This window comes from Bacteroidota bacterium (assembly GCA_026391695.1).
Taxonomy (GTDB): domain Bacteria; phylum Bacteroidota; class Bacteroidia; order Bacteroidales; family JAGONC01; genus JAPLDP01.
On sequence record JAPLDP010000021.1, the window covers coordinates 62,267 to 82,253 of the forward strand.

The following is a 19,987-nucleotide window of genomic DNA, read 5'->3' on the forward strand; positions in this document are numbered from 1 at the left end:
TTTATTGTAATATGATCATCGTAACAGGCGCGGCAGGTTTTATCGGCAGTTGTCTGGTCAATAAGCTGAATAACAAAGGCTTTAAAGATATCGTCCTCGTCGATAATTTTTCCAGTCCGGTTAAGCTGAGGAACATACAGCATAAAATCTATCTGCTGGAAGTTGAACGGATGAATTTTTTCCTTTGGCTGAAGGAGCATCACAGGGATGTGGATTTCATATTCCATTTAGGTGCCCGCACCGATACGACCGAATTTAATAAGGCGGTTTTCGACGAACTGAACCTCAATTACTCGAAGTCTGTCTGGAAAGCCTGCGTGGAGTTTGATATCCCGCTAATTTATGCCTCATCGGCTGCTACCTATGGCTTAGGCGAACATGGCTATGATGACAGCCATTCAATTGTTGAAAAGCTCAAACCGCTTAATCCGTATGGTGAATCGAAAAATGAATTCGATAAATGGGTGCTTCGGCAGGCACACCAGCCTTCATACTGGTCGGGGATCAAATTCTTCAATGTTTATGGACCTAACGAATATCACAAGGGGCGCATGGCATCGGTGATTTTTCATGCCTTCAACCAGGTCCAACAGACAGGGAGAGTGCGGCTATTCCGTTCGCATCGTCCAGATTATGAAGACGGGAAGCAGCTTCGCGACTTTATCTATGTGAAAGATGTGGTAGATGTTTTATATTACCTCATGAAAGCCCGGCCTCAGCCCGGGCTATATAACCTCGGTACCGGCACGGCACGCACTTTTCTCGATCTGGCAAGGGCAACATTTCAATCGCTGGATATCAAAGAAAATATTGAATTTATCGACACACCCATAGACATCCGCGACAAGTACCAGTATTTCACCGAAGCCAAAATGGATAAGCTGCGCAGCACCGGCTTTGATTTTCCTTTCTACTCACTTGAAGCAGGAATTGAGGAATATGTGCAGGGATATTTGCTGCAGCAGGCTTATTATTGAGATGAGATTATAGGTTCACAAGTCCTCGGGTCTGCAGGTTAAGCGAGGCGAAGCCGAGCGAAATCCCGACGAAGTCGGGATCGCAGATCCGCACGTCTGTGGATGGCGACTTCCGCAGTGTTCTCTCCATAAAATTTTATCATTGATTATTAACGTTTTACGAAATATTTTTCATTTTGTTGATAAATATTTCATTTTTCACCCCGACCTTTTAGGGTGTTTTGGTATAAATAAATACTTAGGGTGATAGTTTGGGTGAAAATAATTATACATCAAATTTGATTTTTTTAAATATATTTTGTATCTTCGGAACTCATTTCAAGTGTATACCTTCCAATCCCTTGCAACTATGAAACAAATAATCCATCTGAGAGATCAGAGTTTCGGCATATTACTTTTTTGTTGCATTTCTCTGATATTTGATTGTTCTTTTTTATCGGCAGGCAACAGGCTACCGCATGGTATGAACAGCCCAACTACCTCCGTTTCAAAAAATCCGTTCATAATTGAACCGGAATCATTTACAGCCCTCGGGGGTAATAGCACCATTACCGGGCATGTTTATATATATGGTAGTGATTCCATTCCTATTCATGACGCCACAATCACTATCACGGATGGGTCTTATACCTATTCTGGCATAACAGACTTCTATGGATTTTATCTGATTAATTCCATTGAAGCGGGAACGTATACCCTTACGGCGGAAGCCGATGGATATGTAACACAGACCATTGAAGATGTTGTCGTCGGCTCCCATGAGGTTGTCACCGTTGATTTTTACTTAATGGAATTTCCTATTCCGCCTCTTCCGGTAACAGCAACGCTAAATGATCAGAAAACCGAAGCTTTTATAAGCTGGTATGATCCGGTTCACTGTTGGAGTATCGTATATGATGATGACCAGGCTGATAATGCGACAGCATGGCTCCAATCAGGAAGCATGAATGCAATCAGATTTACACATTCCGGGTATCCCTTTGAGATACTGAATCTTGATGGATAACTGTAAATTTTTCACAGGCTCAGGTGGTTATCGATAGTGGTGACTTTTACGGTGTGATGATTCAAAGAGGCGATTGGCCCGACTGCGCACCGATCGCTATTGACCAAAGTAATCCTGTTTACCGTAGCTATTCGAGATTTGTTATCGGTGGAGGACCATGGACACCCGCAGGATACAACGACTTTATGGTCCGTGCCTTGATCTATCCGAGAAATAACCAGTCACGGCAAGTACCAACATCTTCTGAAATTGATATCACGCTAAACATAGAGCATACTGTTTCATTATATCCTTCAGCAACAGTGGCAGGAACATATAAAGTGGGCGAAGCCAAATACACACCAATGACTGACATGCCACCGGAAAACCGGAATTTTGAAAGCTATGAAATATTTATCCTCCCGGAAGGAGAAGAGACAAATCCCGAAAATTGGATTCTGCTGGATTCCACATTGACCTCATCGGATTATACCGACACGCATTGGCCCGAATATGAAAACGGCTGGATTAGGTATGCGGTGATAAGTAAATATACCTACAATCAATCGGAACCGGTATTTTCCAATTTATTGCTAAAATCCGACAAGTATGACGTTTTGATACATGTCCGTGGATGTGAGGGTCAACCATTAGTAGGTGCGGTGGTGATCTTTTGTAATATGGCCAACCCTAGTGGATGTGATACACTATATACCGACGAAACTGGCTCCGGAAGTTTCAGCGATCTTGATCCAGGTATATATTCGTTGGAGATCATTTACGAAGATTTGCAGCCTTTTTATCTCTCTCATATCGGACTTTTCAACGATATTACAATTAATGTTACTTTATGCGACTGTTGCCCTCCGCCCCAGAATTTCCATGTGAACAGTCAGACCGGCGTGGCCACATGGTTACCACCGTTTATAGATTACTATACAGTTTATGAAGAAGGCTTTGAAGGCGGTGTGATACCGGCAGGATGGACACAGGAATACATCGCACAGGATGTATCGTGGGCAGTACAGACAGGAAGCCCGAGCGGCGTACCGGACTTTGCCCATGGCGGCGAGTACAATGCGTGCTTTACTGGCAGCTCGGCAAAAACCAGGCTGATAACTCCAGAAATAGACCTATCTGGCGAATTAATACCAAAACTGATCTTCTATCATACACAGCCACAGAGCAGGGGACAGGATGAGTTGAAGATATATTACCGTACATCTCCAACAGCCATCTGGAAACCGATAACGTCATTTTTCAGCAGCTTTCCGGTATGGACCAAGGCTGAATTGAACCTGCCGAATCCGACAAGCACTTACCAGATAGGCTTTCTGGGTGATAGCCCCGAACCTTCCGGATTGGGTATATGCCTGGATGACATCAAGGTGATTGCCGGTGTTGACCCGACAGAAGGTGACGGCGAAACCAGGGTGCTCGAAGGATATAATATATACCTGAATGGTGTACTTCTGGCCTTCACAGCCGAATTGACGTATACTTATACCGACCTGGTGGTCGGCGAATTCTATGTAGCCGGCGTGGATGCACAGTATACGACATGCCACTCGCTGATCGTGGAATTCCCGTTCACTTATTATACATGCGACTACTTCTATCAGCCGAATGGCTTCACTGGCCAGGTCAATGGCATGGATGTACTGTTGGTATGGGACCCAGGATGGGTAGAATTTGGTGAATATGAGATCAGGTATGATGACGGCGAACCGGAAAATGCCATGGCATGGGACGATGCAGGAGGAGAAGTAGCTGTACGTATATCACCAGGAGGTTATCCATGCGAAGTATTGTCAGCTTATGTACATATATTTGATGGCACCTGGCCGGCAGGAACAATCCTGAACCCGATGCGCATTGTTATTTACGATGATGACGGTGGCAACGGCATGCCGGGAACGAACCTGGGACAGGTAGATTTTACGCCGGCGGATTACAATTGGGTCGAGATTGATGTAAGTGACCTGGATATCGTCATTGCCAGTGGCGACTTTTACATAGCACACATGCAGTTGCAAGGTTACCCGGATTGTCCTCCGACAGCTATAGACGAATCATCGGCAGGTTCAGGCCGTAGTTATGACCACGAAGTTGGAACAGGCTGGGCACCGGGACAGTACGATTTGTATATGATAAGGGCAAAAGTTTATGGTCCTTATTATGGTGAACAAATACTGGAACCGGTGATGGTACCGGCAGGCGGCCTTCCAACAGGCGGCGCAGTAACAGCAAATGCCCCGGCAGCACCGGTGGCTACAGGTTTGGTGGAATTAGGATCGGGCGAATATGTCTTCCCGGATGGACGTTCCAGATTCACACTGTTGGGATATAATGTTTATAAAAACAATAAATTACTGAATGATGATGTGTTGACATCATCACAATACCTGGATGTATGCTCACCAGGCGGTATATATTATTATAATGTAACGGCAGTTTGGGACATGGGCGAAAGCTGTTTCCTGGATCCATCCTATGAAGCTCACGTAGGCGAAGACCTCTTGCTACCAACAGGATTATCAGCAGAATTGCTTGAATGCGATGATGTGTTGCTGACATGGGATATACCTGGCGAAGTTACAGGTCAATGGATACATTGGGATAATGGCGAGAACTATGACGCAATCGGATTAACATCAGGAGGAAGCTTTATGGTAGCATCGCGTTGGGAAGTTACGGACCTGGCAGCCTATGATGGCATGTACCTGACCAAGATCAAGTTCTACCCTCGCGGAGCATCGACAGATTACGCACTGAAGGTATGGATAGGTGAAAATGCCGGAACACTGGTTGTGGATCAGCCGATAGACTCAGTGGTACTTGATGAATGGAATAAGGTAACATTGACCACACCGGTACAGATTGATGCCACACAGGAGCTGTGGTTTGGTTATGCAATCATAGAACATCCGGAAGGCGAATATCCTGCAGGATGCGACCATGGCCCGGCTATAGCCGGCAAGGGAGACATGATCACAACGGACGGAGAAACATGGGATCCATTGTCAGGATATGGACTGGATTATAACTGGAACCTGCAAGGATGGGTGACAACAGAAGCTGTGTATGCACCACTGGTATCATTGCCACGGGCTAAAATAGAAAACAGCGGCGATGTATATCCGGCAGCAGGAATGCTGAAGCCGGTATCGACAGCAACGTTTGACGACAACAGCAGGTTGACCCTGTTAGGATACAACCTGTGGAGAAACGGCAACAACGTCCACTTTGTGCCTGCACCGGATACATTCTACATTGATCCGTCAGTAGCAGCGGGTACATGGGAATACTATGTATCCGCAGTGTACGATGAAGGTGAATCCTTCACCTCAGAACCGGCTACTGTCGTGATCATTCCCAGGGGTGATTTGAAAGGATATGTAAGGGATGTAAGCACATGGCTGACTGTTCCCGGCGCTGTTGTGAGTGTAAGTCCGGCAGGTCTGGCCGACACGACTGATACGGAGGGATTTTTTCTTTTCACAGATATCGCGGCGGGTTTTTATGAAGTCACTGCCATCGCCGAAGGCTATGATACGACTGTTCTTGCAGAAATCGAAGTTAAAAATGATGAGATCACCTTCCTGAATATTCCGGTATATTCCGTTAATGCCGAAATTTTCCCATTGCCCTTCACCGAAACATGGTATTCAGGCTTGTTTGAGACTCATTCCTGGACATATACTCCTGATATAGGCAACTGGATGATTGCAGATGATTTTGGTCAGCCATCACCCTCTGCAGTATTTGACTTTACTCCTTTTAATGATTTTTATTCTTACTCACTCGTAAGCCCGGTAATTGATGCCACGATGGCACAGGAACATGTCTGGCTTTCATTTGATGTATCGTTGGATGACTTTGCACCGGGAGATCAAGAAGAACTCCGTGTTGAAATTTGGGGTGATACTTCATGGAAACTTGTGGATAAATTTGACAGCGAGGAGTCGTTTGAGTGGGAACATTGGTCTTATGGTATTTCCAATCTGACGAAAGGCAGGCTTGTCAGGTTAAGGTTTACAGCAACAGGCGAAAACTCATACATGATCAATAAGTGGGGTGTTGATAATATCAGGATTTATGAAGCTTCACAGTCCTTTCTTGAAGGTATTGTGACCGAGCTGGCTGGCGGGGATCCGGTGGAGAATGCAAAAATCACTACTGACGGATTCCTTGCGGCATTCACTGACAGCCAGGGATATTATTCCTGCGATATTGATGGTAGTACATTTACCGTAGCATGTGAGGCAGCTGGATTCAATACTGTAGAAGAAGAAATAGAAATTAATGGCCTCACATCCTGGGATGTGCAGTTGACACAGCCGGTGATGACCATCGATCCACAGTCGCTTTACCAGGTGTATGATCCTAATACTTCTGATACCCTGGTCTTTTCGCAGATAATTACAATTTACAATGAAGGTAATGGTCCACTTGAGTGGTCGGCCGGAATTGAATATTTTGATGATTCCGGCAACGGGAGTGTGCCATCTGAGGATAACTGGTTGTCACTTAACATAATCCAGGGTGTGGTCCAACCTGCCGGTCAACACCAGGTGACAGCCATTTTTAATGCTGAAGGACTTAGTAGCGAGTACAGCTACCTGGCATCCATAACTTTTTCATCATCACCCGATGTGGGTACAATCATCGTGATGGTTACTTTCGATATATTAAGCGGTGTAACTGAGATCATCAATAAAAACCTGATACAGATATATCCCAACCCATCACGGAATGAGATCACCATTACCTCTTCTGAAAATATAAGAGCATTAAGGATCATGAATTATCCCGGTCAGGTTGTTTGTGATTTGGCCGGAGATTTGGGTACGAAATTCACCATCAATATTTCCGGTCTTTCTGATGGTACTTACATGATGGAATTCGAAATGGATGATGGGAGTGTTGTCACATCAAAAATTGTAGTCGATCGATAATTGATCGGAGGTCCTCAGGTCATCGGGTCTGCAGATCTATGGTTTACAAGTCTTGGATTAATATATGACCCCCTATCTGATGACCTGCTACCTGAAACCTGTAACCTGCAACTTGCAACCTGAGACCTACGTCGATTCCCTTATCTCTACCAGAACAGACCTGATTCTCTTCAGCGAAGCAATGACCTCCACCGTTTTAAGCGTGTCGTTTTTGCTCTCTTTCAGCTTTTTCCTGGCGCCATCGAGGGTGTACCCCTTTTCTTTTACCAGATAGTATATCGATTTAAGTATGTCGATATCCTCAGGCTTAAAATAACGATTGCCTTTTTTATTCTTATGAGGTTTAATGATGTTGAATTCCTTTTCCCAGAAACGGATCAGTGAAGCATTGACATGCAGCATGTCAGCCACTTCTCCAATGGAGTAATATACTTTTTCCGGCTTGTTATCCTGGGATTCCATCAGTTATGATAATAGGATGATCAATCCATGGTCTGGGATGGCCGCTGTGAGAGTTCGATGATCTGCTCGAACTGCCCTGGTGTCAGGTCATTGAAAAAGAAGTAAATAGGATTGATAGGGCGTCCATTTTTACAAAGAATATAATGCAGGTGCGGGGCTGTTGACTTACCAGAATTACCTACATAACCAATTACCTGCCCGCGCTTCACCTGCTGTCCCTGTGTGACATTAAACCGCGAAAGATGGCAATAATGCGTCTGATATCCGAATCCATGATCGATGACAATCGTATTGCCGAAACCACTTCGTGATTTAATGACCTCTGCAACAGTTCCATCGCCTGTGGTGTAAACCTTGGTTCCTGTCGGTGCAGTGAAATCAAGGCCGTTGTGAAATTTCTGTACTTTATAGATAGGATCTGTCCTGTACCCAAAATATGACGAAAGCCTCTTCAGATCTTTATTGCTGATAGGTTGTATGGCGGGAATGCTGGCCAGCATAGTCTCCTTGTTTTTGGCCATATTGAAAACTTCATCGAATGACTTGGACTGAACGTAAAGCTGGCTTGTGATCTCATCCAGTTTTCTGCTGGTCTGGATAATGATATCGGAATTGGAAAAGCCCATAAGCTGCGAATATTTATCCGCACCTCCGTAACCTCCTTTTCTTATTGAACTGGGAATAGGTTCTGCCTCGAAAATGACGCGGTAGATATTATCATCCCTGTCCTGCAGATCCCTTAGCGAGGCAGTGATCAGATTCAGCCGGTCATTGGTGATCTGGTACTGGAGCTTGTACTGCTCAATTTCACGTTTCATCATTTTTTCTTTGGGCGAATCAATGAAATTGTAAGCAGCATAGGTGAATACAGCGCCAAAAGCAATGCCTGCCGCGGTAACCGAAAGGGCGCGTTTTATCCAGTCCTTGAAGGTCACTTTCACCTTCTCGATCATGAATGATCCCGGATTAAACTTATATTCTACCTTTGGCATGCCAGATGAGTAACTATTTCAGCAAATTACAATAAATTATGGATAACGGGAGAGCAAAATTAATAAAATAAAGTAAATTTGCAATCCTTTTATTGTTAAAAAATCTAAATTCCGTGTTCTGAAATGATGGAACGTGCAATGGATGCGGGTCAGATCAGAGATGCTTTCCTGCAGTTTTTCCGGACAAAGGGCCATCAGATAGTTCCTTCCGCCCCGATGGTCATTAAAGATGATCCGACACTGATGTTTACCAATGCCGGGATGAATCAGTTCAAGGAAATTTTTCTCGGTCATTCCTCTGCGAAATATACACGCGTAGCCAATATCCAAAAATGCCTCCGCGTTTCCGGTAAACACAATGACCTTGAAGAGGTTGGCATAGATACCTACCACCATACCATGTTTGAAATGCTGGGTAACTGGTCGTTCGGCGATTACTTTAAAACAGAGGCCATTGAATGGGCATGGGAGTTACTCACAGTGGTCCTGGGTATCAGTAAAGATGATCTTTATGTTACTGTATTTGCAGGTGATGAGCCTGATAGCCTGCCGGCTGATACCGAGTCTTTTAACCTGTGGAAAAATATCATCGGTGAAGACCGGATTATTTTTGGTTCCCAAAAAGACAATTTCTGGGAAATGGGCGATACAGGGCCATGTGGCCCCTGTTCCGAAATACATGCCGACATACGCAGCAGGGATGAAAAAATAGTGACACCTGGGCGGGAACTGATAAACATGGGACACCCGCAGGTCATCGAAATCTGGAACCTGGTCTTTATTGAATATAACAGGTCCGCTGACGGGCACCTCGAACCTTTACCACAAAAACATATCGACACAGGCATGGGTTTCGAACGACTTTGCATGGTGTTGCAAGGCAAAAAATCGAATTATGATACCGACATATTTCAGCCTGTCATCAGCGAAATATCTAAAGTGACAAGTATACATTATGGAGATACTTTCCAGCACGATGTGGCCATGCGTGTCATTGCCGACCATCTCAGGGCTGTTGCTTTTGCCATTGCCGACGGACAACTGCCTTCCAATACCGGTGCAGGATATGTCATCCGCAGGATATTGCGGCGTGCCGTTCGTTATGGCTTTACCTTCCTGAACCAGAAGGAACCATTTATTCATGAGCTCTTGCCTATACTGGTCAGCCGGATGAAGGCCGCCTTCCCTGAACTCGCCCGGCAACAGGACATGATCAGAAAAGTGATCGCTGAAGAAGAATTATCCTTCCTGCGCACACTGGCTTTTGGCATCAAACGGTTTGAACAATATGTTGCTGCGATGGGAGGCAATAAGACTATTGAAGGAATTTTCGCCTTTGATTTGTTCGATACCTATGGATTTCCTATCGACCTTACACAGCTTATGGCTAAGGAACTCGGACTTACTGTCGACATGGAAGGCTTCAGCAAAGGTATGAACGAACAAAAAGAACGGTCACGTCAGGCTGCTGTAATCGACTCGGGCGACTGGATCATACTGTCGGGCAATGATGGCGGTGCCTTTATCGGATATGACATCCTGCAGGCCACCGTGAGAATAACACGTTACAGAAAAGTCACTGTTAAAAATGAAGAGAAGTACCAGCTTGTCTTTGATAAAACCCCTTTTTATCCTGAAAGTGGCGGTCAGATCGGGGATAAAGGCTATATCGAACAAAATGGTGAAAAAATCCTGATAACCGACACAAAAAAGGAGCATAACCTTATTGTTCACTATGCCGACAAATTACCTGCCGAGCCTTCGCATGACATCATAGCCGTTGTGGATCAGGTGAGCCGCACACTGGCAGCATGTAATCATTCTGCCACGCATTTGCTGCATAATGCCTTGCGGGAAGTCCTTGGGAAATTTGCCGAACAGAAGGGATCCTTTGTCGGTCCAACGCATTTACGCTTTGACTTCAGCCATTATCAGAAGTTAAGCAATGAAGAGCTTGCCCGTGTCGAAGCCCTCGTCAATCAAAAGATCCGACAGAATATTACACTGGATGAGAAACGCACCGTTCCGATTCATGAGGCCCTGGCTTTGGGAGCTATAGCCTTTTTTGGAGAAAAATATGGCGATCAGGTGCGGGTGATCCGTTTTGATAATTCCATTGAATTATGCGGAGGAACACACGTCACAGCAACCGGTCAGATCGGGCTCTTCAAAATTATCTCCGAAAGTGCCATCGCAGCCGGCATAAGGAGAATAGAAGCTATCACAGCCGATAGGGCAGAGGCATATATCAACAGTCAGATTCAAATTATCGATGAAATAAAAAACCTCCTGAAAAATCCCGGCGATGTTGTAAAAAGTGTCAGCAATCTTCTGGATGAAAATCTTGCACTTCAGAAACAGATTGAAAAATATAATAAAAAGAGACTGGAGGATATTAAAAAACAATTGATTGACCAGGTCAGGCAAATCAGTGGTGTCAATTTCATCGGCGCCAGGATTGACATCGAACCTGCTGCTCTTAAAGACCTGGTTTTTGACCTGAGAAATTCCATAGAGAATATGGTCGTGGTTCTTGGTTCAGAAAATAATGGCAAAGCAAATCTGACCATAATGATATCCGATAACCTCGTCAAAGAAAGAGGCCTGCATGCCGGTACAATGATCCGTGAGGTATCAAAGGAAATCAGTGGTGGCGGTGGCGGACAGGCTCACTACGCTTCTGCCGGCGGTAATGATCCTGTTGGTATTAACCGTGCGATCCAAAAAGTTGAACAAATGATTTCCTGATATAAACTTTTTCCCCTGTCAGTTGTTTATTTCCCGTACATGATCATCAACTAACCCATTGTATGACTCAGGGGCTCTACTCGATTAAGGATCTTGAAAAACTCACCGGCGTCAAGGCACACACAATTCGGATATGGGAGAAACGTTACGCAGTTGTCAAACCTCATCGTACAGCCACCAATATCAGGTATTATAATGACCTGGATCTGAAAAAGCTTCTGAATATCTCGATTCTGCAACGACATGGTTTAAAGATTTCCTTTCTCGCTCACATGACAGATGATATGATCAGGGAAAAGATACTTAACCTGACATTTCAACCCACAAACCACGGCAGCCAGATAGAAACACTGATATCGGCCATGATTGAGCTGGATGAGCTGAAATTTGAAAAAGCACTTTCGGCCGCCACGCTGAGTCTGGGTTTCGAAGACACCGTTCTGCAAATCATTTATCCTTTTCTTGAAAGGATTGGTGTGCTATGGCAGGCCGGAAGCATCAATCCGGCACAGGAACATTTTGTGTCCAGCCTTATCCGGCAGAAAATGCTGGTGGCCATCGATGGACATGCCGAACGACCGAAAGCTGATGCCCGGCGTTTTATACTGTTCCTTCCGGAAAATGAATGGCATGAACTGGGATTGTTGTTTTATGCCTATCTTATCAGGAAAAGCGGCCATAAAATCATTTATCTCGGGCAATCGGTACCTATGAGTGATCTGGTTGAAGTATCGAAATTTAAGCCCCCTGATGCTCTGATCACATCAATAACCACCCCGCTTGATCATGATGATCTGAATAAATATATTGTCAGGCTTTCCAAAACCTTCCCGAAACAGATTATTTATACCACAGGTTTGCAAATTATACATTCACCTTTGATATTTCCCTCCAATGTCAGGAAAATCAATAATGTTATGCAATTCAAAGAGGAGCTTGTGAAATATTATTAGTTTCCCCCGCTTCTGTTTCTTTTTCCGAATATGATGCTTCTACGTTTAATACATGTAAATGTATATTAAACATTACATAAATAAATGTTTATATAATAACATAGCTGATAATCAATCTATTAGTCATAATTAACAGTATTTTAACATTTTTTAGCATTTTACATCTTGACTTGTCATGATAATACGTTTAATTTTGTACCGTCAAAATTAAACAATGTTTAACGTTTAAAAATCATGACCTATGACAGCAATTGAATTCAGTCATAAGCTAATCGGTCTGCAGGACAATCTTCATTATTTTGCCAATTTATTGACCTCAAATGACGAAGATGCAAAGGATCTGGTTCAGGACACTTTATATAAAGCCTTAATAAACAGGGATAAATTCCTGCCTGATACAAATCTAAAGGCCTGGACATATACCATCATGAAAAATACGTTTATAAATAACTACCGCCGCAATGTCAAATCAAACACCATTCTTGATATTTCTGAGGACTTGTATTATTTGAGGAACAGGGCCAGTGATACCGGTGATATGCCTGATAACGGTTTGGCTGTTGAGGATATCACTAAATCCATTGAATCATTGGAGGAAGATCAACGCATGCCGTTTGAAATGCACACAGCAGGCTATAAGTATAAAGAAATTGCCGATGCACTTGATCTATCCATTGGAACAGTGAAAAGCAGGATATTTTTCACCCGTAAAAAGCTGATGGATAGTTTGAAAGCTTATAAAACCAATTAAAAGTTCTCTCCGCAGAAAAGTTACAATAATCAGATATCAGCCTGATGTCCTGTTCAGGTTGATAATGGCAAAAACCAGTATGGCTGCACCGATCCACTGTGCAACAGACAGGAGATTCCCGTTAAATATATAATCCAGGATGATAGCCGATAAAGGGAATGAGAGTTCGCAGATCGTTGCCACCGACGCCTGGATTTTATTCAGCCCGAAATAATACAGAAATATTGCCCCGGATCCGGTTGTGAAGGCAATAATGAAAAAGATCAGCCAGTTCTGTCCTGTGGTCTGATTGACCTGTCCCAGGGTGGATGTAGCCAGGAGAATGATCAACATGAAAAGCGTGGTGAGACCATAGCGGAAAAAGGTGGCTGTCGTGTAATCATATTTAATGAGGACTTTCTTGCTTAACACCGTCGAACTCCCGAATGAAAACGCAGCCAGCATGGAATACAGTGCAGCATAAACGGTATTGGAACCTGTCCTGAAATCAGGGAGTCGGAATCCGAAGGTCAGCAGATAGCTGGCAACAATTGCCAATCCTGCCCAGATCAGATAGTTACGCCTGATTTTTTCGTGCAATAATATAATGGCCAGTGTAATGGCAAAAACCGGTTGTAGCTTCTGCAGAAGGACGATTACTGTCAGGCTTTTAAAATTTACCAGGAATAATGCCTTGACAATGGCCATTGTTCCGATGGCGCCACCAGCCAGTGCAACAAGTGAAAATATCAGCAGGTCATTCCACGAAATTGTTCCAAGATGGCGGTATTCTTTATAAAACACAAAATTCATCAGAAAGAATGGAATGGCATGGACCATAAAGACCACATAAACGATATTCAGGTTGTACAGGCGGGGTGTGAGGACGACGCCGTCCAGGCCCCATAATGCCGCTGCCATGCTGACAGCCGCACCGCCAATAAATACCGACCGGTAACCTTTCATCAGAATAATTTGACTAAAGCTGCAAAGGTAAAAGTTATTTGATGATGTTACCCGGAGAAAATCGTTCAATCGGCCATCGTTCAATCACTTCTCTTTTTCTTAAATATTTGCTTTTCTCAGGGAATCATAAGGCTGGATATTTTCAGGAAAGATTCCTGAATTCTTCCTTAATGAAATTCATTCCTGAAACAACAGGTGGGTTTTCGTTTTTAAGATAAGACTCCAGGAGAATACCGGCCATTTCACTGCTTCGTGCCGAGGGATTAACTTGGGCAGCGCTGATATTTATCAGCCTGATGATATCTTCCTTGGCGTTTTTTATCATCTGCCAGGCTTCGTCCGACACATAGAGCTGCTGCGACATATTATGCTCGTATTCGTCGCGGATGCTTTTTATCAGGGCTGCCTGCAACTGTATGACGTTCATTTCCGGCCGGCTGACTCTCAGAACCAGGTTGCCGGGTGTGAGCCGTTCAAGGAACAGGACCAAACGCTCATAGGCTTGCGTCTTCAGGGGTATCAGGATTTTCTCACGATCCGTTTTCACTTCCGCCTGTCGCTTGTTGCGGTCATTTTCAAGAAATGCTTTTAGAACAATGAATACAGTTACAAAGACCACCAGCGCGGGAATGATATATTTCAGTATTTCGAGAAATGTTTCCATTGCATGTTTATTTAATAACAAATGTCAGAAAAATCCGTTAAATAAGCCTTATTATATGTGGATAATAAAAATTTAAAATCATTAAATTTGTCGGCTAAACTAAAACCTTCTTTTACAATGATAGTACTTTCGAACAGGGTCATCAATTTGGGGGAATCGGAAACCCTGGCCATGACGCGTATGAGCAGAGAGCTTGAAGCACAGGGACATAATGTGATAAATTTGAGTATTGGCCAGCCGGATTTTAATACGCCCGATTACATCAAACATGCAGCAATTGAAGCGATAGATAATAATTTTACGTTTTATCCGCCGGTGCCCGGTTATCAGGACCTTCGCGAAGCCATTAGCATGAAATTCAGGAGGGATAATGGATTGGGCTATTCACCAAACCAGATTGTCGTCACCACCGGTGCGAAGCAGGCCATAGCCAATGTTGTCCTCTGCCTGATTAATCCCGGTGATGAGGTTCTGTTACCTGTTCCATACTGGGTGAGCTATCGTGAGATTGTCAAGCTGGCTGAAGGCAAGCCAGTACTTATCCATGCTTCGGTAGATCATGATTTTAAGGTCACTCCCGACCAGATAGAAAAGTCCATTACCAGCAAAACCAAGCTGCTGATCTTTTCAAGTCCCTGTAATCCTTCGGGTACAGTTTATACACGCAATGAACTTGAGGAAATAGCCAGGGTCATTTCGAGGCATGAGAATATTTATATTATTTCGGATGAAATTTATGAGTATATCAATTATATCGGAAAACATGAAAGCATTGGCCAGTTTGATTTTATCAGGGACCGTGTCATAACTGTAAATGGGGTATCAAAGGGTTTTGCCATGACCGGATGGCGTCTGGGTTACCTGGCGGCACCGCTGGCTATTGCTAAAGCGTGTGATAAGCTGCAGGGACAGTTCACATCAGGAGCCTGTACCATTTCGCAAAAAGCCGCACTCCGTGCTGTGCAGAGTGATCCCACCAAAACAGAGGAGCTTAAAATCATGGTGTCAGCCTTTAAAGACAGGAGAGATATGCTGCTTGAAATGATGCAGGAAATACCCTGCATGAGAACCAATACACCCCGGGGCGCCTTTTATGTTTTTCCGGAAATTAATGAATTGTTTGGAAAAAGAAATGGAAGTATAGCAATTAACTCCAGTGATGACTTTTGCTCATATCTGCTTAAGAATTATTATGTTGCGCTTGTCCCGGGTACAGCTTTCGGCTCCCCTGAGTGTGTCAGGATTTCTTATGCCACATCGAAAAAGAAGCTGGTCGAGGGAATGCTACGAATAAAAAATGCCATTTCTGAACTTTCATGATTAACTTTATAAAAAATTAAGAGTCAAATCAGCGATCAGGTAACCATGTTAACAAAAGATCAAATAAGTTCATTTTTTGACTCTGTGAAAACCAACAAGGTGCTTATCGTAGGTGACGTCATGGTTGATGCATACATCTGGGGACGTGTTGAGCGTATATCACCTGAGGCACCTGTACCGGTTGTCACGGTGAGTCACAGGGCCAATATGCTTGGTGGTGCAGCCAATGTAGCACGCAACATCAAGGCCATGGGAGCGGAACCTCTGCTCTGCTCAGTTGTCGGTGATGACCAGAAAGGCGGTGAATTCCTGCAACTGCTTATCGAGGAAAGTATCAGCAGTGAAGGCATACTATGTAGTAAAAAGCGCAAGACGACCGTTAAATTCAGGGTCATCGGCAATAACCATCAGTTGATTCGTGTGGATGAGGAGGATGATAAAGACCTCGACCAGGAAGAAGTTTCGGAATTGCTCTACCGGTTCGAAGGCCTGCTCAACAAAAATAGATTCCAGGTCATCATTTTCCAGGATTATAATAAGGGGGTGCTGACAGGGCAGGTCATCGACCGCATCATCAGTAAGGCTCATGGTCGTGGCATCCCTGTTGCTGTCGACCCGAAGAAAAGACATTTCGATGCTTACTGTAATATTGACCTTTTCAAGCCTAACCTGAAAGAACTTATTGAAGGCAGCAAGCTGGATATGCCACCACAGAATATGGATGACCTGAAATCGGTTATTATCACATTCCAGAAACAGCAGAATATTGACAATATGCTTGTAACACTCTCAGAAAAAGGCATTTACATTAGCTCAAAAGAGGGTGATACCTGCATAGCACATCATATACCGGCACATCTGCGAACCATAGCTGATGTATCCGGCGCAGGTGATACGGTGATCAGCGTGGCATCGTTATGCCTGGCTTCACAAATGCCTCCCTTTGATATGGCGGCTATTTCCAATCTTGCCGGAGGCCTGGTATGTGAACATGTCGGAGTGGTGCCGATCAAGAGAGAACGTCTGATAAAAGAAGTGCTGGGGTTATATATGATCGATTGAAGTGATTTTTATTCACATCCTATCCAAACTTAACAATGATCATTGATCAATGATCATTATAAAGATACATCCATTTTATGAAATTAGAATAATCGTTACATTTGCAACGCAATAATTTTAAAAATAAATTCTTACCCATCCCGTTATAGAGGATATTAAATGCATAGCTGTTGAAGTTTCTCAAAATTATACTGATTGGAGTCTTTATCACTACGGGTATTTTTTCTGAACAGATTTTTGCTCAGAAGCGGCCACGCGTTCTGAACCTGCCTAAATTTGACCTGGCACCTTACCACTTTGGGTTCAGTTTGAATGTCAACCAGATGTTTTTTACGATAAAGCCTGCCACCAACATGCAGAAAAAATGGTATTACGGCGTCCAGCAATTACCCGACCTGCCGAATTCCGTTAAAGATACAGCCAGGGTTCTTAGCCTGGAGAGTTTGAACACATTTGGCTTTACTATTGGCATCGTGTCAAATTTACGGCTGGGAACATTTTTCGACTTACGATTTGTACCGGATCTTGCATTTGGTGAAAGAGAACTGGTTTATATTGTCGAAAGGCACTATGATGGAACCGTTGAAACGGTGGGGATGAGAAAAACAGTTTATTCCACCCTCGTGGACATCCCTTTACACATCAAGTATAAATCAAAGCGGTATAACAATACAAGAGCCTATTTACTGGCGGGCCTCAAGTACAGCATTGACCTGGCATCAGAGGCCAAAAAAAATCAGGATGAACTGGATAATAAGCATGTGCGTTTGAAAAAGAATGATTTATATTTTGAAGCAGCGGTAGGATTTGACTTTTATACGACCTATTTCAAATTCGGAACGGAATTTAAAATGTCGTATGGCCTGAATGATATTCTTATAAGGGAAGACAATATTTATACTTCTTCAATCGACCGGTTGACATCCAAGATATTCCAGCTTTCCTTCACATTTGAGTAATCATCCTGTCCGGTTTCATACAGGATCCCGATTTCACTTCGTTCATCGGGATCAATTCGACTAGCAATTTTTTCTTCACTGCATTCGAAAAAATTGAGTCTCATTGATTAAAGGAGATTTTATATCTTTACCTGTGATTTTATCAGAAATAATGATTATATGGATACCAAAGAACTTTTCGAAACGGTCATCAATAAAGGATCCTTAAAGCAAAATGTGTATACGAATACCTTTAATACGTTTTATCTTTTCAAGGATATCATCCGTCAGCTTGCCGACGAATACATGAAAACTGACCCGGCGAAGAAAAAGAGCATACCCTTTGAATATTTCGATAAGGGTGATTTTCAGATTGAGTTAAAGTTTGCCGGCGATCTGCTGATCTTCATGATGCATACGAATATTTTTGAATTCTCGAGGTACCATGAGGTGATGAAAACCCCTTACATCAAAGAAGATGAAAAACGCTCGTACTGCGGTGTCATCAATATTTACAATTTTCTGGCTGATTCTTTCAAGTATAACCGTTTGAACGATGTCGGATATCTGATCGGCAGGGTATTTATCAATAAAGACATGCATTATTTCATTGAGGGAAAGCGTGAAATCGGTTTTTTATTCAATAATTTCGGCCAGGCGGTCATGGATAAAAATAGTGCCCGTCAGATCATTGAATCGGCAATTCTGTATACTATTAATTTTGATCTGTTAACCCCACCTTTTGATAATGTGAAAGAGGTCGTCGTTCAGGACATGATGACAGCAATGGATAATATGCAGATAAGGACTGGCAAGAGGCTGGGATTTAAATTCCAGGGTGACCATGAGGAGTTGAAGCTGCCGGAGTTGTAAAGTAGTCGGCAGTCAGCAGTCAGCAGTCGGCAGTCAACAGTCAGCAGTCAACAGTCGGCAGTTGGCAGCGGAGCGGGATGAAGCTGGGTATTCAAAATTTTATTTAGCCTCTCTCGTAGTTTTCTTTCTTTAAATTTTAATCATGATGTTTGCAGAATGCAAAATTTGTTCTATTTTTGCACTCCAATTTTAATGCGCACGTCGGCCCGTTCGTCTAGGGGTTAGGACGTCAGGTTTTCATCCTGGTAACAGGGGTTCGATTCCCCTACGGGCTACATAAGCTAAAAATACAGATATGGCCGATCATAAATCATCATTAAAACGGATACGTCAGGAAGAAGTCCGTAAAGAGCATAACCGCTATTATGCTAAAACCATGCGAAATGCTATTCGTAAATTCCGAAGCCTCACGAGTAAAACGGAAGCAGAAGAAAAGCTCCCTAAACTCATCGCCATGATTGATAAAAATGTCAAGCGTTCCATAGTGCATAAAAATACAGCTTCCAACCTGAAATCGAAACTGACAAAATATATCGGAACATTGTCATAATCGTTTTTCCCCCATTTGCTCATATACCTGAAAGCCTTTTCTTCAACAGAAAGGGCTTTTTTATGGTCACGTTTCATTCATTTCCGGATTAATATCTGGATACTATGGAAAACACTACCGGACATATGCCGATTAATTTCTGGGCCGAGGACGACAGGCCAAGAGAAAAGATGCTGTTAAAAGGGAAACACAATCTGAGTGATGCCGAACTGATCGCCATATTGATAGGATCAGGCACCCGCCATGCCTCTGCTGTTGATCTGGCAAAAAATATCCTGCAACGCGCACATAATAACCTCATTGAATTAGCCAAGTTGACTGTCACAGATCTCACCAGGGTACAGGGTATAGGGTCGGCAAAGGCGATTACAATTATGGCTGCCCTTGAATTGGGACGACGTCGCCGTTCTGCAGAGGTCTTTAACAGGGAAAAGGTACAAACCAGCCGTGATGCCTATGAAATATTCCAGGCTAAAGTGTCGGAAGAGAATTATGAAGCATTCTGGATCATGCTCCTGAATCGCTCCAATAAAATCATTGGCATGGAAAAGATCAGTGATGGCGGCATTTCGGGAACTGTTGCCGATCCCAAAAAAATCTTTAAACTGGCACTTGACCACTATGCATCCTGTATCATCCTGTGCCATAATCACCCATCCGGCAGCACGGATCCGAGCCAGGCTGATATGCAGTTAACCGGCAAACTGGTTGAAGCCGGAAAATACCTCGATATTGAAATTCTTGATCATATTATTGTCGGAGATGAAATATACTATAGTTTTGCAGATGATGGAAAAATTTAATGCCTG

At 43.5% G+C, this 19,987-nt stretch carries 16 protein-coding genes and 1 tRNA gene; 13 read left to right on the forward strand and 4 right to left on the reverse strand.

Annotation, left to right across the window (positions count from 1 at the left end):
* Window positions 1-11 precede the first annotated feature (11 nt).
* From rfaD to NT175_01535, 3 genes are all read left to right on the forward strand, one after another.
* Window positions 12-977: an ADP-glyceromanno-heptose 6-epimerase gene (rfaD, locus tag NT175_01525; protein MCX6233394.1), complete on the forward strand. Its 966-nt coding sequence runs from the start codon at window positions 12-14 to the stop codon at window positions 975-977.
* Between the two features lie 349 nt (window positions 978-1,326).
* Complete coding sequence (locus tag NT175_01530) at window positions 1,327-1,983, forward strand: carboxypeptidase-like regulatory domain-containing protein (protein ID MCX6233395.1); 657 nt, start codon at window positions 1,327-1,329, stop codon at window positions 1,981-1,983.
* A 23-nt stretch (window positions 1,984-2,006) separates the two neighbouring features.
* On the forward strand, window positions 2,007-6,920 hold the full coding sequence (locus tag NT175_01535) for a carboxypeptidase regulatory-like domain-containing protein (GenBank protein ID MCX6233396.1): 4,914 nt from the start codon (window positions 2,007-2,009) through the stop codon (window positions 6,918-6,920).
* A gap of 126 nt (window positions 6,921-7,046) precedes the next feature.
* Here the strand turns inward: NT175_01535 and NT175_01540 are convergent, their stop codons facing one another.
* Window positions 7,047-7,382 (reverse strand): MerR family transcriptional regulator, encoded by a 336-nt coding sequence (locus tag NT175_01540; protein MCX6233397.1) that lies wholly within the window; start codon window positions 7,380-7,382, stop codon window positions 7,047-7,049.
* A gap of 20 nt (window positions 7,383-7,402) precedes the next feature.
* On the reverse strand, window positions 7,403-8,374 hold the full coding sequence (locus NT175_01545; protein MCX6233398.1) for a M23 family metallopeptidase: 972 nt from the start codon (window positions 8,372-8,374) through the stop codon (window positions 7,403-7,405).
* A 138-nt stretch (window positions 8,375-8,512) separates the two neighbouring features.
* Between NT175_01545 and alaS the strand changes: the two genes are divergently transcribed.
* The 3 genes from alaS (at window position 8,513) to NT175_01560 (ending at window position 12,826) form a co-directional block, all read left to right on the forward strand.
* Window positions 8,513-11,122, forward strand: coding sequence for an alanine--tRNA ligase (alaS, locus tag NT175_01550; GenBank protein MCX6233399.1), 2,610 nt, complete (start codon window positions 8,513-8,515; stop codon window positions 11,120-11,122).
* A gap of 62 nt (window positions 11,123-11,184) precedes the next feature.
* Entirely contained in the window at window positions 11,185-12,075 is an 891-nt protein-coding gene (locus NT175_01555) for a MerR family transcriptional regulator (protein MCX6233400.1), read from the forward strand.
* Window positions 12,076-12,316: 241 nt separating this feature from the next.
* A complete protein-coding gene (locus NT175_01560) occupies window positions 12,317-12,826 on the forward strand; it encodes an RNA polymerase sigma factor (GenBank protein MCX6233401.1) in 510 nt (169 codons plus the stop codon).
* Between the two features lie 36 nt (window positions 12,827-12,862).
* Here NT175_01560 and NT175_01565 read toward each other — a convergent pair whose 3' ends face one another.
* Window positions 12,863-13,771 carry a DMT family transporter gene (locus NT175_01565; protein MCX6233402.1) on the reverse strand — a complete coding sequence of 303 codons (909 nt, stop codon included), beginning with the start codon at window positions 13,769-13,771 and terminating at the stop codon, window positions 12,863-12,865.
* Window positions 13,772-13,913: 142 nt separating this feature from the next.
* Window positions 13,914-14,435, reverse strand: coding sequence for a hypothetical protein (locus NT175_01570; GenBank protein ID MCX6233403.1), 522 nt, complete (start codon window positions 14,433-14,435; stop codon window positions 13,914-13,916).
* 117 nt (window positions 14,436-14,552) lie between these two features.
* Between NT175_01570 and NT175_01575 the strand changes: the two genes are divergently transcribed.
* The 7 genes from NT175_01575 to radC all read left to right on the forward strand — a co-directional run bounded on the left by NT175_01575 (window position 14,553) and on the right by radC (window position 19,981).
* Complete coding sequence (locus NT175_01575; protein MCX6233404.1) at window positions 14,553-15,755, forward strand: pyridoxal phosphate-dependent aminotransferase; 1,203 nt, start codon at window positions 14,553-14,555, stop codon at window positions 15,753-15,755.
* Window positions 15,756-15,839: 84 nt separating this feature from the next.
* Window positions 15,840-16,817 (forward strand): bifunctional ADP-heptose synthase, encoded by a 978-nt coding sequence (locus tag NT175_01580; protein ID MCX6233405.1) that lies wholly within the window; start codon window positions 15,840-15,842, stop codon window positions 16,815-16,817.
* 170 nt (window positions 16,818-16,987) lie between these two features.
* Complete coding sequence (locus tag NT175_01585) at window positions 16,988-17,776, forward strand: porin family protein (protein MCX6233406.1); 789 nt, start codon at window positions 16,988-16,990, stop codon at window positions 17,774-17,776.
* 159 nt (window positions 17,777-17,935) lie between these two features.
* A complete protein-coding gene (locus NT175_01590) occupies window positions 17,936-18,628 on the forward strand; it encodes a hypothetical protein (GenBank protein MCX6233407.1) in 693 nt (230 codons plus the stop codon).
* Between the two features lie 203 nt (window positions 18,629-18,831).
* Window positions 18,832-18,903, forward strand: a tRNA-Glu gene (locus NT175_01595).
* 20 nt (window positions 18,904-18,923) lie between these two features.
* The gene (rpsT, locus tag NT175_01600) at window positions 18,924-19,178 is read left to right on the forward strand and encodes a 30S ribosomal protein S20 (protein ID MCX6233408.1); all 255 of its coding nucleotides are present in this window, start codon (window positions 18,924-18,926) and stop codon (window positions 19,176-19,178) included.
* A gap of 104 nt (window positions 19,179-19,282) precedes the next feature.
* Window positions 19,283-19,981: a DNA repair protein RadC gene (gene radC, locus NT175_01605; protein MCX6233409.1), complete on the forward strand. Its 699-nt coding sequence runs from the start codon at window positions 19,283-19,285 to the stop codon at window positions 19,979-19,981.
* Window positions 19,982-19,987: the final 6 nt, after the last annotated feature.

Excerpts from the sequence above, each read along its gene's own strand:
- rfaD (MCX6233394.1), top strand. The coding sequence starts at position 12 with ATGATCATCGTAACAGGCGCGGCAGGTTTTATCGGCAGTTGTCTGGTC.
- NT175_01530 (MCX6233395.1), top strand. The coding sequence starts at position 1,327 with ATGAAACAAATAATCCATCTGAGAGATCAGAGTTTCGGCATATTACTT.
- NT175_01540 (MCX6233397.1), bottom strand. The coding sequence starts at position 7,382 with ATGGAATCCCAGGATAACAAGCCGGAAAAAGTATATTACTCCATTGGA.
- NT175_01545 (MCX6233398.1), bottom strand. The coding sequence starts at position 8,374 with ATGCCAAAGGTAGAATATAAGTTTAATCCGGGATCATTCATGATCGAG.
- alaS (MCX6233399.1), top strand. The coding sequence starts at position 8,513 with ATGGATGCGGGTCAGATCAGAGATGCTTTCCTGCAGTTTTTCCGGACA.
- NT175_01555 (MCX6233400.1), top strand. The coding sequence starts at position 11,185 with ATGACTCAGGGGCTCTACTCGATTAAGGATCTTGAAAAACTCACCGGC.
- NT175_01560 (MCX6233401.1), top strand. The coding sequence starts at position 12,317 with ATGACAGCAATTGAATTCAGTCATAAGCTAATCGGTCTGCAGGACAAT.
- NT175_01565 (MCX6233402.1), bottom strand. The coding sequence starts at position 13,771 with ATGAAAGGTTACCGGTCGGTATTTATTGGCGGTGCGGCTGTCAGCATG.
- NT175_01570 (MCX6233403.1), bottom strand. The coding sequence starts at position 14,435 with ATGGAAACATTTCTCGAAATACTGAAATATATCATTCCCGCGCTGGTG.
- NT175_01575 (MCX6233404.1), top strand. The coding sequence starts at position 14,553 with ATGATAGTACTTTCGAACAGGGTCATCAATTTGGGGGAATCGGAAACC.
- NT175_01590 (MCX6233407.1), top strand. The coding sequence starts at position 17,936 with ATGGATACCAAAGAACTTTTCGAAACGGTCATCAATAAAGGATCCTTA.
- rpsT (MCX6233408.1), top strand. The coding sequence starts at position 18,924 with ATGGCCGATCATAAATCATCATTAAAACGGATACGTCAGGAAGAAGTC.
- radC (MCX6233409.1), top strand. The coding sequence starts at position 19,283 with ATGGAAAACACTACCGGACATATGCCGATTAATTTCTGGGCCGAGGAC.